Annotated in this window: 9 protein-coding genes and 2 pseudogenes; 5 read left to right on the forward strand and 6 right to left on the reverse strand. The window is 70.9% G+C overall.

From position 1 onward, the window contains the following. The first annotated feature begins 183 nt into the window (after positions 1-183). Positions 184-696: a hypothetical protein gene (locus ABZ027_RS18750; protein WP_356769580.1), complete on the forward strand. Its 513-nt coding sequence runs from the start codon at positions 184-186 to the stop codon at positions 694-696. On the opposite strand, the gene ABZ027_RS18755 is transcribed toward ABZ027_RS18750, so the two are convergent. Genes ABZ027_RS18755 through ABZ027_RS18765 form a run of 3 tightly spaced genes read right to left on the reverse strand, consistent with a single transcriptional unit; the run spans position 662 to position 4,097 of the window. Next, a complete protein-coding gene (locus tag ABZ027_RS18755) occupies positions 662-1,588 on the reverse strand; it encodes an oxidoreductase (RefSeq protein WP_356769582.1) in 927 nt (308 codons plus the stop codon). The two genes, ABZ027_RS18750 and ABZ027_RS18755, sit on opposite strands and share 35 nt — an antisense overlap. A gap of 29 nt (positions 1,589-1,617) precedes the next feature. Continuing rightward, a complete protein-coding gene (locus tag ABZ027_RS18760; protein ID WP_356769584.1) occupies positions 1,618-3,477 on the reverse strand; it encodes a SulP family inorganic anion transporter in 1,860 nt (619 codons plus the stop codon). Beyond that, positions 3,474-4,097, reverse strand: coding sequence for a carbonic anhydrase (locus ABZ027_RS18765; protein ID WP_356769586.1), 624 nt, complete (start codon positions 4,095-4,097; stop codon positions 3,474-3,476). Before ABZ027_RS18765 ends, ABZ027_RS18760 begins: the two co-directional genes overlap by 4 nt. A gap of 232 nt (positions 4,098-4,329) precedes the next feature. Here ABZ027_RS18765 and ABZ027_RS18770 point away from each other — a divergent pair. The 3 genes and pseudogenes from ABZ027_RS18770 to ABZ027_RS18780 all read left to right on the forward strand — a co-directional run. After that, positions 4,330-5,094: pseudogene (locus tag ABZ027_RS18770) on the forward strand (response regulator transcription factor); the annotation flags it as partial. A gap of 347 nt (positions 5,095-5,441) precedes the next feature. After that, entirely contained in the window at positions 5,442-7,067 is a 1,626-nt protein-coding gene (locus ABZ027_RS18775; RefSeq protein ID WP_356769588.1) for a HAMP domain-containing sensor histidine kinase, read from the forward strand. 66 nt (positions 7,068-7,133) lie between these two features. Then, a complete protein-coding gene (locus ABZ027_RS18780; RefSeq protein WP_356769590.1) occupies positions 7,134-8,294 on the forward strand; it encodes an alkaline phosphatase PhoX in 1,161 nt (386 codons plus the stop codon). A 312-nt stretch (positions 8,295-8,606) separates the two neighbouring features. On the opposite strand, the pseudogene ABZ027_RS18785 reads toward ABZ027_RS18780, so the two are convergent. Next, positions 8,607-11,978: pseudogene (locus ABZ027_RS18785) on the reverse strand (hypothetical protein); the annotation flags it as partial. A gap of 358 nt (positions 11,979-12,336) precedes the next feature. On the opposite strand from ABZ027_RS18785, the gene ABZ027_RS18790 reads away from it, so the two are divergent. Next, positions 12,337-13,542 (forward strand): acyltransferase, encoded by a 1,206-nt coding sequence (locus tag ABZ027_RS18790; RefSeq protein ID WP_356769592.1) that lies wholly within the window; start codon positions 12,337-12,339, stop codon positions 13,540-13,542. Between the two features lie 48 nt (positions 13,543-13,590). Here ABZ027_RS18790 and ABZ027_RS18795 read toward each other — a convergent pair whose 3' ends face one another. Further along, positions 13,591-13,950: a hypothetical protein gene (locus ABZ027_RS18795; protein ID WP_356769593.1), complete on the reverse strand. Its 360-nt coding sequence runs from the start codon at positions 13,948-13,950 to the stop codon at positions 13,591-13,593. After that, positions 13,947-14,426 (reverse strand): hypothetical protein, encoded by a 480-nt coding sequence (locus tag ABZ027_RS18800; protein ID WP_356769595.1) that lies wholly within the window; start codon positions 14,424-14,426, stop codon positions 13,947-13,949. The genes ABZ027_RS18795 and ABZ027_RS18800 overlap by 4 nt, the downstream gene beginning before the upstream one ends. Positions 14,427-14,567 lie beyond the last annotated feature (141 nt).

Below are 14,567 nucleotides of genomic sequence, written 5' to 3' on the forward strand. Positions count from 1 at the left end.
CCCCCAGGCCATGCACTCGACAAGGGGAGGTAGTCATGCCAACTCCGAAGGCCGGTAACCCCGTTGCGGGGCTACGAAGACGGTAATGGGGGGGGCAGCCGGGGCCGCCTGATCGATAATGGTCGGCGACCATCGGACCGGCACGGGGGTACAGCCGTTGTGGCACTGCGGTTCACCTGGACAGTGAGCTCCAGCGGTTGGGCCTCATGTGAGCTCGCCGACGGGGTCTCGGCGAAGTCGTTCCGTTTCGGCTACCTCACCGACGCCCTCGCCGACCTCCTGTTCGGCATGACGTCCCTCTACGGTCCGTGGCGCACGGAGAGGTTCTTCTTCGACGCCGAGCCGACGGAGATCCGCTGGGTCCTGCGTCGCACGGACGAGACGACCGTGGTGCTGTCGATCTATGAGTTCCAGGACCTCGCCGTGAGCCCGGGCCTCCCGGATTCGGCGGGCGAGTTGGCATGGCGGTCCACGCATGCCCGGGCCGAGCTGGCCCATGCGGTCCTGCGGGCGGCCGAGGGGGCCCTGGAGCGGCACGGCGAGGACGGCTACCTCGAGTTGTGGCTGGAGCACGCGTTCCCGATGGCGGCGTTACAGGACCTGCGTCGGCTGCACACCATGCACGACGCCTGCGCCGGGCACCCCGTGCCCGCCCGGCCCGTCAGGCCTTCAGCGCCTCGTACGTCACCCCCGTGAGCTGCTCGGAAGCACCCCACAGCAGCTCACCCGCACGGTCGTCGAGGGTCCACGGAGCCCGCCGGGACCGTCCCGGGGCCCCGCGCCACATCGCCAGGGACGGTCCGGTGAACGAGTCGGGGCGTACGTCGGGCGCGGTCGCCGCGTAGAGCGTGGGGAGCGCGCCCTCCTCGGCGGACTGGGCGAAGTACCGGTTGCCGATCCGCATGAACCGCTCGCTGCCCTTACGGCCGGACATCCGGGGCGCCGCGCTCTGGAGGTTGGTGTCGGCGTACCCGGGGTGGGCCGCCGCCGCGACCACGTCCGAACCGTGAGCGGCCAGCCTGCGCGCCAGCTCGTGGGTGAACAGCAGGTTGGCGGTCTTGGAGCGGGCGTAGGCCGTCCAACGGCGGTAGCGGCGCTCGCTGTTGAGGTCGGTGAGGTCGATGTTGGACAGCACGTGCGCCGCGCTGGCGACGGTCACCACCCGCGCGCCCCGGGTGCCGAGCATCCTGGGCAGCAGCCGCCCGGTGAGCGCGAAGTGACCCAGGTGGTTCACACCGAACTGCGTCTCGAACCCGTCGGCCGTCGTCGCGTACGGCAGCGCCATCACGCCCGCGTTGTTGACGAGCAGGTCGAGCCGGTCGTAGGAGAAGCCGTCCGCGAACTCCCGTACGGAGGTCAGGTCCGCCAGGTCCAGCCGGACCAGCTCCGCCCGTGCGCCCGGGACCTCGGCGGCCAGCCGGCCGGCCGCCTCGGCGCCCCGGGCCTCGCTGCGGCACGCCAGCACCACCCGGGCGCCCCGGCGGGCGAGCTCCCGAGCGGTGACGTACCCGATGCCGCTGTTGGCTCCGGTGACGACGGCGACCCGGCCGCTCTGGTCCGGGACGTCCTTCGCGCTCCAGCCGGACATGCCCGACCTCCCTCGGCTGAACGGTCGGTTCAGCTTACGAGCGGGGGGCGCCCGGCGTAATCGTCCGGGAGGGGACGGGTGTCCAGGTAGAACCATTCGGCATCGGGGCCCGGGCCCACGTCGGGGCTCGGGGCGAAGGCGGTGGCGTGGTGATCGTGGGTGGGGGTTGGGGTGGGCGCCGGGGGTCGTACGGGTGCCTGCTCCTCCATCGGGTCGGGCGTGGCCTGACCTGTTGCCGGACCCGGCATCAGCAGTTCCACCCGTAGCCCGCTCCCCCGCTGCTGCGTGGTGAACTCCTCGATCTGGCTGCGGCAGGCGTGGTCCAGGTGGGTGACGCCGGTCAGGTCGAGGCGGATCCTCGGTTTACCGGAGGCCGCCGCGGCCTCCAGGGCCTCGATGACCTTCGGCAGGCGCAGGAAGGTCGCGTTGCCGGCCATGACGACCTTGGCGGTGTCGTCCTCGACATGCTGCCGGATCACCGTCTGCGACATCCTGAGCGCGGCCAGCACGATCCCCGCGGCGAGCCCGATCAGGACGCCCTCCAGCAGCGCGGTGGCCACGATGACCAGCGTGGTGAGGGTCATCACCGCGAACTCGCCGCGGTCCTGGCGCCACATCTTCGGGAACTCCGCCGGCCCGAACAGTTTCCAGCCGCTGTGCACCAGAACGCCGGCCAGCACCGAGATCGGGATCAGCGCGAGCACCTGCGGCAGCAGCATCGCGAAGGCGAGCAGCCACAGCCCGTGCAGCGTCCGGGACAGCCGGGTCTTCGCGCCTGCCTGGACGTTGGCCGAACTGCGGGCGACCACGGCCGTGATGGGCAGCGCGCCCAGGACACCCGCGACGGTGTTCCCGGCGCCCTGGGCGATGAGCTCGGTGTTGTAGCGGGTTTTCGGGCCGCTGTGCATACGGTCCACCGCGGCCGCCGTGAACAGGCTCTCCGCGGAGGCGATCACCGTGAAGGTGAGGATGGACGTGATGATCGCCCCGTCCGTCAGCCGGGCGAACTGCTCGGCGCCCGGCACCTGCACGGACGCGAGCAGATTGCCGACCTGGAGGGTTTTGACGTCCACCCCGGGCAGCGCCGCGACCGCGATACCGATACCGACGGCGACCAGCGCGGCCGGGATCTTCTTCGCCGGCCCGGGCACGTTCTTCCACACGAAGCTCAACACGATGGTGACGACGCCGAGCAGCGTGGCGATCATCGCCTGCCGGTCGGTCAGGATGTCCGCGACCAGCCCGGGGATCCCGGCCATGTTCTCGATCGGGACGCCGGGCGCCTTGCTGTCGGCCATCGGGTAGGCCTGGCTGAACATCAGCGGCAGTCCGATGCCGGCCAGCATGCCCTGGACCACGGCGAGGGAGATCGCCTGGAACATCCGGCCGAGCCGGACCAGCCCGAGGACGATCTGCAGGATCCCGGCGCACAGCACGATCACCCCGAGCATGGCCACGCCGTGCTCCCCGACGGTCTCCGCGACCAGCGCGGCGAGTCCGGCGGCGGGCCCGCTGACCTGGAGCGTGCTGCCTCGCGCCGCCCCGACCACCAACCCGCCGATCACCCCGGAGATGATCCCCAGCTCGGGCGGCACCCCGGAGGCGACGGCCACGCCGATGCACAGCGGCAGCGCGACCAGGAAGACGACGAGGGAGGCGGTGATGTCGGTGCCGAGGTCGGCCTTGGGACCCTTGCCGGGGCGGGACGCCGGGGTGTCCGCCTCCGCTGCTGTCGCTGCTTCTGCCGCCGTCGGCGTTGGCGGCGGCTTCGTCATGTCCGTCGCGTACGACGTGTTCGTTGCGGTCATCTCGTTCACCGCGTTCGCCGCGTTCCTGGTCGCGGTCGGCGGCCCGCCCCACGCCCGGCCCCGCGCGTGCGCCCCGCTCATCCGGTGTGCACCCGGAAGCTGCCGTCGTCGTCGAGTTCGTACACCCGCCCGGTGTCGATCTCGTAGTACCAGCCGTGCAGCCGCAGCCGGTCCTCCTCCAGCCGCTGCCGCACGATCGGGTAACTACGCACCGCAGCCAGCTGGTTGACGACGTTGCGCTGCGCCACGTCCGACAGGGAAGGGGCCGGGGAGGTCGCCGAGGTGCCGGACGTGCCGGTGAGCACCCCGGCCAGGTCGGGGCGGGCCAGGTCGAGCCAGGCGTCCACGCCCGGCAGCGCGGTCAGGTCGTCGCCGGAGTTCAGCGCGCCCATCGCCCCGCAGTGTGAGTGACCACACACGACGATGTCCTGAACCCCGAGCACCTCCAGCGCGTACTCGATGGTGGCGGCCTCACCCGACGCCCCCGGCCGCCCGTACGACGGGACGATATTGCCCGCGTTCCGCAGTTCGAATATCTCACCGGGCCGGGCGCCGGTTATGAGTGCGGGTATCACCCGCGAGTCCGAGCAGGTAATGAAGAGCGCCTCGGGATATTGCCCGTCGGCCAGTTTCCGGTATTCTCCGCGCTCACTTTCGACCCGCTGCGTGAATGTGCGGGCGCGATCCAACAGTGCCTTCAACTCAGCCGCCTCATCAGGGAGTTCGTTCCGTTGACCACACCGTAGGGGAGCGCACACCAGCGGAAGGTTAAGTGAACCCCAGAGCCCGGACAGGAATTGAACATTCTTTGTCGGGGCGCGCACGGGTACTGTCGTCTTGTAGCGTGTCGGTGCCAGGATGCGAAATGCCGAAATGCAGATACGGGCTGCCTGGATTCACACCGATTCACGTATTCATGGAGAGACGGGGCGCATGGGCCTACGAGTGCTGCTCATCGAGGACGACGAGACGATCGCCGAACCGCTGGCCGAGGGGCTCGGACACTTCGGGCTGACGGTCGATCACGTGGCCACCGGCACCGACGGCCTGAGAGGTCCCTACGGCGATGTCGTCCTGCTCGACCTGGGGCTGCCGGACATGGACGGCATCGACGTTTGCCGGGGCATCCGCCAGGTCTCCGACGTTCCCATCCTCATCCTCAGCGCGCGCGGAGAGGAGGCCGACCGGGTGCTGGGCCTGGAGCTGGGCGCCGACGACTACCTGGCGAAACCTTTCAGTGTACGGGAGTTGGTGGCACGAGTAAGGGCGGTGACGCGGCGGACCCAATGGGCGACGCAAGGCGCGGGAGCGGCGCAGGGGACGGCCCCAGGGACGGTCCAAGGGACACGGCAGGGAGCGCCCAAGCCGACGCCGTCCCGGCCGGAACCGATGCCGGCGCCGGTCGCGGCGGCGTCGTCGGACGAGCCCGGCCCCCTGGTCGTCGACCGCCGCACCCGGCAGGTCTGGGTCGGCGAGGTGCCGGTCTCGCTCACCCCGAAGGAGTTCGACCTGCTGGCGCTGCTCACCGAGGACCCGGGCGCGGTCTGCTCCCGGCAGCAGATCCTGGACCGGGTGTGGGACCCGCACTACGAGGGCCCGACGAAGACGCTGGACGTCCATGTCGCCGCCCTGCGAAGGAAGTTGGGCCACCCCGGGTGGATCCAGACCCTGCGCGGGGTCGGCTTCCGGCTGGCGGTGCACACCGGGCCGAACGACGCCGCGCACGTCGGGTCGGGTGGGGGCGTGCACGGCGGGCCGTTCGGCGGCCCGCACACCGGACCGGACGAGGGCCCGCACATCCGTCCCTTCGACGGATCGCACCACCCCCGACCCTACGACGGTCCGCACGACCCTCAGCCCTACGACGGTCCGCACGACCCTCAGCCCCACAACGGTCCGCAGGGCCCTCGGCCCCACGACGGTCCGCAACCCCGGGCCTACGACAGCCGGCACTTCCGTCCCTTCGACAAATCACCCTCCAGGTCCGCCGAAAGCTCGCGCAGCCAGCCGACCGTGGGCCCGCACTCCAGTTGGGACGCGCGGCCGTGACCCGCCGACTGCTGGTCAGCTATCTCAGCCTGGCGGCGCTCGTCCTGCTCTGCCTGGAGATCCCGCTCGGCTTCCTGTACTCGCGCGGTGAGCGGGAGCGGGTGGTCACCGCGGCGAAGGACGAGGCCGAGTCGGTCTCGGCGTACGCGGCACTGTCCCTGGCCGCCGGGCGGGCCGCGCAGGACCTGCCCGGCCGGGTGGTGCACTGCGCCACCCGGATCGGCGGGAAGGTGGTGGTCGTCGACGGTACCGGCACCCCCCTGGCCACCTCGCACCCGCTCTCCGCCCAGACCTCGCAGTCGCTGGCCTCCCGCCCGGGCATCGCGGCGGCGCTGCGCGGCACGTCCACGGTGGACGTCCGCACCTCCACCATCGGTGGAGTCCAGTACCTGTCGGTCGCCGCGCCCGTCGGCCACAGTGTCCGGCCGGAGGGCGCCGTGTGGCTCACGGTGCCGACCCGGACGGTGCACGAACGCGTCCACCACATCTGGCTGTTGCTCGCCCTCGGCGGTCTCGGCGTCCTCACCGCGGTCACCTTCGCGGCGTTCGCCATCGCCCGTTGGACCGGTCGCCCGATCCGCGAACTGGAGCGCGCCACCCACGAGTTGGCGTTCGGTGGCCGCGCGGCCCCGGTGACGGTGACGGTGACCAAGGGCCCGCCCGAGGTCCGCAGCCTGGCCGCCGCCTTCAACCGTACGGCGGCCCGCCTCGCCCATCTCCTGGACTCCCAGCACGCGTTCGCGGGCGAGGCCTCGCACCAGCTCAAGACCCCTCTCGCGGCACTGCGGCTGCGCCTGGAGAACCTGGAGCCGAACATCTCCGACCGTGGCCGCTCCAGCCTCACCGCCGCCGTCACCGAGACGGACCGGCTGGCCCGGATGGTCGAGGGACTGCTGGCGATGGCCAGGCTGGAGGAGGACGCGGCGACGCCGGGGCCGGTAGACATCGGCGCGGTCTGCGCGGAACGCCACCACACCTGGGCGCCGCTCTTCGCCCGGCAGGGCGTCTCCCTGGTGCTGTTCGCGGGCGGTGAGGGCTCGGTCCTCGCGCTGCCGGGGTCCCTCGAGCAGATCCTCGACAACCTGCTCTCCAACGCGTTGCGGGCCTCCCCGCCCGCCACCACGGTGACCATCGAACTGCGTACGCACACCCCGTCCCGGCGCGCGCTGCGCGACGCCCGCACCCGCCCGTCCTGGGTCGACCTGCACGTCGCCGACGAGGGTCCGGGCATGACGGCGGAGCAACGCGCCCGCGCCTTCGACCGGTTCTGGCGCGCGCCGGGCGCCCCCAAGGGAGGTACGGGCCTCGGCCTCGCCCTGGTCCAACGGCTCGCGCACGCCAGCGGCGGCGAGGCGAGCCTGCGTACCGCCGGCACCGGCGGCCTGGACGTGGTCATCCGCCTGCCGTCCGCACAGCCGCCGCCCGGTGGTCCCACTGCGGGCCGAACGAGCCCGCGCCGCCGGGAGCCCGCACCGCGGCTCGGCCGGGAGCCGTCGGTGAGTCCGTCGGTGAATCGGGAAACGTCGGTGAGCCGGGAGCCGTCGGTGACCGGTGGCGGTGGCCATGTGGGCCGTTCACCCAATTCACGACGCGTCCATGACACGTCTACCCCGATCGCCTAAGGTCCGTGACCGCGCGACCCCGCCGCCGATCGGCGGCGGGCCGGTCACGACACACCTGGAGCAAGCGTGGAACGTCGTACCTTCCTGCGTGCGGCCGCGGTCGGCGGCTCCTCGGCCGTGCTGGGCGGAACCCTGTGGCGCGGCGCCGCCTACGCGGCCCCCGCCCAGCCCGGCACGGGCCCCTACGGCGCGCTCGGCGCACCGGACACGAACGGCGTCCGCCTCCCGAGCGGCTTCACCAGCCGGGTGATCGCCCGTTCCGGCCAGACGGTCACCGGAACGTCGTACACCTGGCACAACGCCCCGGACGGCGGCGCCTGTTACGCGGACGACACGGGCTGGATCTACGTCTCCAACTCGGAGATCAACCCGTCGGGCGGCGCGAGCGCGGTGCGGTTCTCGTCGACGGGTGCCATCAACTCCGCCTATCGCGTCCTGTCCGGGACCCGGCAGAACTGCGCGGGTGGCAGGACGCCGTGGAACACCTGGCTGTCCTGCGAGGAGGTGTCGCTGGGCTACGTCTACGAGACGGATCCCTGGGGCGTGCAGCCCGCGGTGCGCCGGGACGCGATGGGCCGCTTCAAGCACGAGGCCGCGGCCGCGGACCCGGTCCGCAAGGTGGTCTACCTGACCGAGGACGAGACGAACGGCCGCTTCTACCGCTTCATCCCGGCGACCTGGGGCGACCTGTCCGCCGGCAAGCTCCAGGTCATGGTCGCGGGCAGCGCCACGTCGGGCTCGTTCACCTGGGCCGACATCCCCGACCCGGACGGCTCCCCCACCACCACCCGCACCCAGGTCTCCGGTTCCAAGTCCTTCAACGGCGGCGAGGGCTGCCACTACGCCGACGACACGGTCTGGTTCACCACGAAGGGCGACAACCGCGTCTGGCAGCTCAACCTGACCGCGAACACCTACGAGCTGGCCTACGACGACTCCCTCGTCACCTCCGGCACCGCCCCCCTCACCGGCGTCGACAACATCACCGGCACCTCCTCCGGCGACCTGTTCGTCGCCGAGGACGGCGGCACCATGGAGATCTGCGTCATCACCCCGGACGACGTGATCGCCCCCTTCCTGCGCATCGACGGCCAGTCAGCCTCGGAGATCACCGGCCCGGCCTTCTCCCCTGACGGCACCCGCCTGTACTTCTCCAGCCAGCGGGGCACCAGCGGGAGTTCGTCGGGCGGGATCACGTATGAGGTGCGGGGGCCATTTCGGGGCTGACCTCTTCCCATCGATGGCCTCACACAGATTGCGGATCGCGCGGGCCGGGTCGGGCAGGTCGACGTTCCACAGCCCGACGGAGCTGCCCGTTCCGACGGCCAGGGTCCGTCCGTCCGGGCTGAACGCCACTTCTGCGACCGGGCGGGTCGGCAGGGTGATTCTGGTCTGACTGGTGGCGAGGTCCCACAGCTGGACTCCTCTGACGGTGCCTGCGGCCAGCGTGCGTCCGTCAGGGCTGAAAGCCAGCGACGCCACCTCACCGCTGACACTGAGACTGTTCTGGAGCTGACCGGTGCGCGCATCCCATGTCCTCAGGGATCCGTTACTGCCGCCTGCTGTGGCCAGGGTGTGGCCGTCCGGGCTGAACGCGAGGGACAGCATGCTCCCGGTGCTCGGCTTGATGGTGCGCTGTGCGCGCCCCGTCGCGGCGTCGAGCAGCCTGACCTGTTCGCCGCCCGACTCGATGTCCACGACGGCAAGGGTGCGGCTGTCCGGAGTGAAGGCCAACGCCCTGACGGATTGGCCGTGGCCGGTACGGGCGGTGTGCAGCGCGCCGGTCGAGAGGTGCCAGATCCGCACCGATCCCTTCTCGCCGACGAAGGCGAGCCGGGTCCCGTCGGGACTGAAGACCGCTGTGTCGCCGACGTCCAGGGCACGGCTCCGTCGAAGGCGGCCCGTGGCGACATCCCGGACCTCGATCACCCCGTTCTCGGCGACCCTTGCAGCCAGGGCGCGCCCGGTCGGGCTGAACCCCACAACCCCGAGGCGGGAAACCGGGAAAGGCAGTTGCTGTCCACCGGGTGCCGGGGCGGCATCGAGCGCGAGTGAAGCTTCGCGGTCGCCGGTACTGACATCCCACAGCTCTACCGAGCCACGGCCTGGCGGCCCTTGGCGAACCGTGCCCATGGTGCGTCCGTCCGGACTGAATGCCATGTCTGCGACGTACGTGCCGTCCTGGCCCGGCAGAGTGGTCTGCGGGCGATCGGCGGAAAGGCGGTGGACGCGGATGGCGGGGTCAGATGTGCTGCTGGTCACCAGGGTGCGGCCGTCCGCGCCGAGGGCCACCTCCGCGGCCCCGGATCCGCGGTGGCCGGCGGTCATGGTGGCCCGCAACTCACCGGAGACGGTGTCCCACAGCCGCACCTTGTCACCCGGACCCGGGATGGCGAGGGTCCGCCCGTCCGGGGCGAAGGCCAGTTCGTCCTCATGAACGGAACCGTCCCTGATGGTGCGCCGGACCTTGCCGGTGGCCACCTCCCGCAGTTGCACCGAACCGTCGGCGCGGACAAGCGCGTAGGTCCGGCCGTCAGGCGTGAAAGCCGCCACCGCGGCGCCCTCAACCTGGCTGTCGTGGGCGGTCCGGGTGCGCCCAGTGGCCACGTCCCACACCCGCACCAGTCCGCTGAGGCTCACCGCGGCGACGGTACGTCCGTCAGGGCCGAAAGCGACCGCCTGTGGGTCCGGGAGACCAGTGAAACTGTGCCGCTTGCGGCCGGTGGCCACGTCCCACACCCGTACGGCCGCCGAGGAGGCGGCGGCCACGGTACGACCGTCAGGGCTGAAAGCGGCCCCGCCCACCGCACCGTCGGGGACGGTGAAGGTTCTGAGTTTCCTGCCTGCGACCGGATCCCACAGCTCCATCCCGCCGGTGTTGTCGGCGGTAGCGACGGCGAGGGTGCGTCCGTCGGGGCTGAACGCCAGGACTTCGTCGATGTGGTCGCCGGTGAACGTCCGTCGAAGCCGGCCTTCGGGCAGGTTCCAGATCCGCACTTTGCCGTCCGGGCTCTGGGCGGCGAGGGTGTGTCCGTCCGGGCTGAGGACGATGGACTGCACGGGTTCGGTGCCGCTGGTCAGGCGCTTGCGCAGCGGCAGCGCAGCGGCGGCGTACAGGGCGGCGGTGGCTTCGCGGGTCGGGCTGGTGCGGTAGGCCCGGACGGCGAGCAGTGAGGCGCGATCGGGGTCGGTGTCCAGCAGTGCGCCGGCCTGGGCGGCCAGTTGCCGGGACTGGGCCAGGTGCTGGGCGGTGACAGCGCTCTGCCACTGCCCCACGGCGAGGCCGACGGCGACGAGGGCGAGGCACAGGGCCACGGTGACCGCGGTGAGCACCAGCCGGTACCGGCGACGGTCCTTCTGCTCGTGGGCGCGGCTTGCGTCGAGGTAGGCGTGCTCCAAGTCGGTCAGGTCCGCGCGCGGTGCGTTGCCGAAGTGTTCCTGGGCGGCGGCGAGACGGCTTCCTCGGTACAAGGCGCCCTGTTCGCGGCCCAGTTCCTGCCACGCGTGGGCCGCTTCGGTCAGGTTCCGGTGCACACGCAGACGTTCGCGGTCTTCCTCGATCCACCCGCGCAGCCGGGGCCAGGCCGTGATCAGTGCCTCGTGGGCCATCTCGACCGTGTCGCCGTCGAGGGTGAGCAGCCGCGCCCCGGCGAGTGCCTCCACCACCGGGGCAGTGTCGTCCCGGCCTGTGCCGGGCAGCTCCGCGCGCTCGACGGGCCGGCGGGTGTCTGGAGTGCCTCCCCCACTCTCGGCTTCGCTCGAACGGGGGGACCCCCCTCCGGGGGCGACGAGGCGCAGCAACACCCGGCGGGCGGCAGCCGCCTGATCTTCGGTGAACCGGCCGTAGACCTTCTCGGCGGTCTTGGCGATCGCGCCGTCCAGGCATCCGGCCGCCTCGTAACCCGCCATGGTCAGTGTCTTGCCGCGGCGGCGGCCGTAGGTCTCCAGCAAGGCGTGGGACAGCAGCGGCAGTCCGCCCGGAGCGTCCGCGACCTCCTTGACAAGCCGGGTGGTAAGGGCGCGTTCCACGGCCAGTCCGGCGGCCGTGGCCGGTTTGACGACGGCGTCGCGCAGTTCCGCAGGGCTCATCGCACCGGCCAGGAGGTTGGCGTCGCGCAGTGCGTCAGCGAGGTCGCGGTGCTCGGCGCAGCGGCCGTAGAAGTCGCCGCGCACCGCCAGCAGCACCCGTAAGCGGCTTTCGGGCCGCCGGGCGGACAGCAGCAGGTCGATGAAGCGGGCACGCTCGGCGGCATCGTGGCAGAGAGTGAAGACCTCTTCGAACTGGTCGACGACCAGGAACGTGTCCGTCCCGGCGCTGCCATCGCCGGGAACTGCGGGGGTGAGGATGGGCGCGTGGGTGCGGGCGGGGCGTTCGCCAGGGGTCAGGATCCGGATGGCGGCAGGGCGCAGGTCCGGCTCCTGAGCCTGCCGGAGGGCGGGTATCAGGCCGGCCCGCAGCAGGGAGGACTTGCCGCTGCCGGAGGGGCCGAAGACCGCGGCGAACCGCCGACGGCGTAGCAGGTCGACCAGGTCGGCGGTGAGCTGTTCCCGGCCGAAGAACAGACCGCTGTCCCCGGTCTCGAACCGTGCCAGGCCCCGGTACGGCGTGCGTGATCCGTCCTCGTCCCGGGAGCCGTCACGGGCGAATTCCTCCACCGCCTCCTTCCACCGGGCCTCCCACTGCGCCGCCTCACCGCCGCAGGCCCGTACATAGGCCAGGACCACGGGCAGCGTCGGCAACAATTCGCCGGCCGCCGCCTGGGACAGCGTGGTCACCGAGTAGCCCGCCCGCTGAGCCAACGACCGGTAGGTGATCCCGTCCGCCTCCGCCCTCAGCTTGCGCAACTCGAACGCGAACCGCTGCACCGGACCCGCCGTCGGATCCACCGGCACCTCACGACGCCCCGCCACACCTGCACCCCCTCCAGCTGCCCCGCATCAGAGCAGGCAGCCGATCCATGCGCCTCTTAGCGCCCCGTTCCATTGTTCGGCCGGGAGATCGGTAGTGCCGAACAATGCGCCGGCCGCTGAACTCGGTGATGCGAGCGACGGGGGGCCGCTCTGCGGGAAACGCCTTGCTGATCCTCGGCACGTCGGCCGGATCGAAGGCTTGGTGATCTCCCCCGCCCGTTGCGGTCCGCACCGGCACCCCGCTTCACGACAAGCCCAACGAACAGCTCACTGAAGAGGACTCCGTCTACGTATGTCATCGCCGCCCCAGGTCCCCGCTTCACCAGGACATTCAAGTGCCGCCACTTCGCGATCACGGATGACCGTTTCGAGGGCCGGTCCGTCGCGGCTGGGCTGGCTGGACGCGTTGCGCGGCATCGCGGCACTCGTCGTGGTGTTCGACCACTCGTCGTACACCTTCATGGCGGACTTCCGGAGGGAGCTGATGCCGCAGTTCAACACCAGCCGCTACGGCATCATGGTGTTCTTCCTGGTGAGCGGCTACATCATCCCCGCTTCGCTGGAACGACGGGGCTGCGTCCGGACGTTCTGGATCGGACGGATCTTCCGTGTGTACCCACTGTGGGCGGCTGTGGTCACTGTGTTCCTTGCCGCCAACCTCTTGGGCATCGCGGAGATGCGTGACTTCGGTCAGCAGAGCGCTGCCGGCGTTGCCGTAGCCCACGTCACCATGCTCCAGGAGTTACTGGGGACACCGAATCTCCTGCTCGTCCTGTGGACGCTCTCCTACGAGATGTCCTTCTACTTCCTGGTCGTCGCTCTGTTCACGGTCCGCCTTCACCGGCAGACGGCAGCGGTCGCAGTCATCATGGCCGTGCTGGCCGCCGTGAGCGTGATGGCAGGGGTTGCGCTGCCGACCTCCGCCCTGTCCGGCCTGGCCGGCACGGGCCCGCTGATCGCGGTCTCCTCGATTGCCATGGGCGTCGCCATCTGCTGTGCGAGCGCCAGGTCACCCGTACTCCGGGGATTCGGGGGTGTGTTGGGCGGGGTGCTGGCGCTCGTCCTGGTCCTGTTCAACGGCACGGTCCCTCTGTGGGAGGGCCTGGTGATCCTCGCCGTGATGTTCCTCGGCACCGCCGTCTACCGTGCCGAGAACGGTCAGAGCACCTGGCGCTGCGCAGCCAGCACTGCCGTCATGGTGATCGCGTGTGCTGTGGCGAGTGCGTACCGGTACGGCGACGACGACCACTTCACGCGGCGCGGCTGGATCCTCGCCTTCCTTCTGGCTGTGGTCACCTTCGGCGCCGCACTTTTGTCTCGCCGCCGGCGCATACCGCGGATACTCACCGCATTGGGAACGATCAGCTACTCGATCTACCTGGTGCATCCGGTGCTGCTGGCAGTGATCGACTGCACGATCGGCCGGCGGCGGCAGGACAGCCTCGCGCTCGAAGTGGCGTTCTTCGGCGTACTGCTGCCCCTGTGCCTGCTGACCCACCGTTACGTCGAAGCGCCGAGCCAGGCCTGGGGCCGCAGGTTGGCACGGCGCTTGCGGCCACCGTAAGGAGATCCCGTGCCGCACCGCCTTCGCGGTGTACTTCGCCGTGCCGGTTCAGCGGCGGTCTGTGGCTCGTGGATGTCCCGTGCCTGCGAAGGTGATCCAACAGGTGTCACGGGCTGTGTCCAGCAGGTACCAGATGCGGCCGCCGCCGGTCACCTCGATCTGCCACTGCTCGCAGGTCTGTCCGCGGTGGGTGCCGTGCGCCAGGCTGCCCTTGAGCCGGTGGTGCCGAGGTGTCTCGGTGACCGGTCGGGGGTCGGTGCGCATGGTGGTCCAGGCGCGGTAGGTGTTCTCCCTGGCCTGTTGGGCGAGGCTGTCCCAGCCTTTGGCGGAGGCCGCGTCGGCGAAGCGGACTTCCCAGTGGCCCGCCGGCGCCGGTGGTGCGGCGCGGTCACCTCGGCCTGCGGTCATGCGACGTCCCGTGGGTCCGGAGCCGGCCCGTAGTCCTCGCCATGGTCCTTGGTCAGAGCCGTCAGCAGGGCGGGGTCGGAGTGGACCTCGGCGGTGTGCTGCCAGGCGATGAGCAGTTGGGCGACGGACGCACTGTTGGCCAGCGAGTCGGCGGCGCGCATGGTGTCGACCAGCTCGACCGCGAAGGCGTGCAGATCGGGCTCGGGCAGGAAACGGACCCAGGGGAACGCGTCCGGCAGTATGTCGAGGAGCAGTTCTGTGCTTCCGGGCTCCCGGCGTGCCATCGCGGACAGCATCCGGGTGGCGGCCGACACCACCGTCTGATCCTGCTCGGCCCGCGCCGCGGTGGTGAGGACCAGATCCTCGCCGTCTCTCCGGTGCAGGAGCAGTCTCGGCGATTCCTGGAGCCGGGCGAGCGTCTGCTTGTTCTTGTTCACCAGCTCGGAGAAGTTCACGGCAGCGTTTTCAGTACCCACAACTTTGAAACTACTTCGAAACTCACGAGGGCGCCATCACCCACAAGAGGGGTGCGGAGGGACCTGGCGGCGATTCCACAGGCGCAACGCCGAAAGGGCGGCACCCCCGCACAGGGTGCCGCCCTCTCCTCGCGGTCCGGA

This window comes from Streptomyces sp. NPDC006332 (assembly GCF_040612855.1).
Classification (GTDB): Bacteria; Actinomycetota; Actinomycetes; order Streptomycetales; family Streptomycetaceae; genus Streptomyces.

Coding starts and splice junctions, on each gene's coding strand:
- ABZ027_RS18755 (WP_356769582.1), bottom strand. CDS start 1,588: ATGTCCGGCTGGAGCGCGAAGGACGTCCCGGACCAGAGCGGCCGGGTC.
- ABZ027_RS18760 (WP_356769584.1), bottom strand. CDS start 3,477: ATGAGCGGGGCGCACGCGCGGGGCCGGGCGTGGGGCGGGCCGCCGACC.
- ABZ027_RS18790 (WP_356769592.1), top strand. CDS start 12,337: ATGACCGTTTCGAGGGCCGGTCCGTCGCGGCTGGGCTGGCTGGACGCG.
- ABZ027_RS18795 (WP_356769593.1), bottom strand. CDS start 13,950: ATGACCGCAGGCCGAGGTGACCGCGCCGCACCACCGGCGCCGGCGGGC.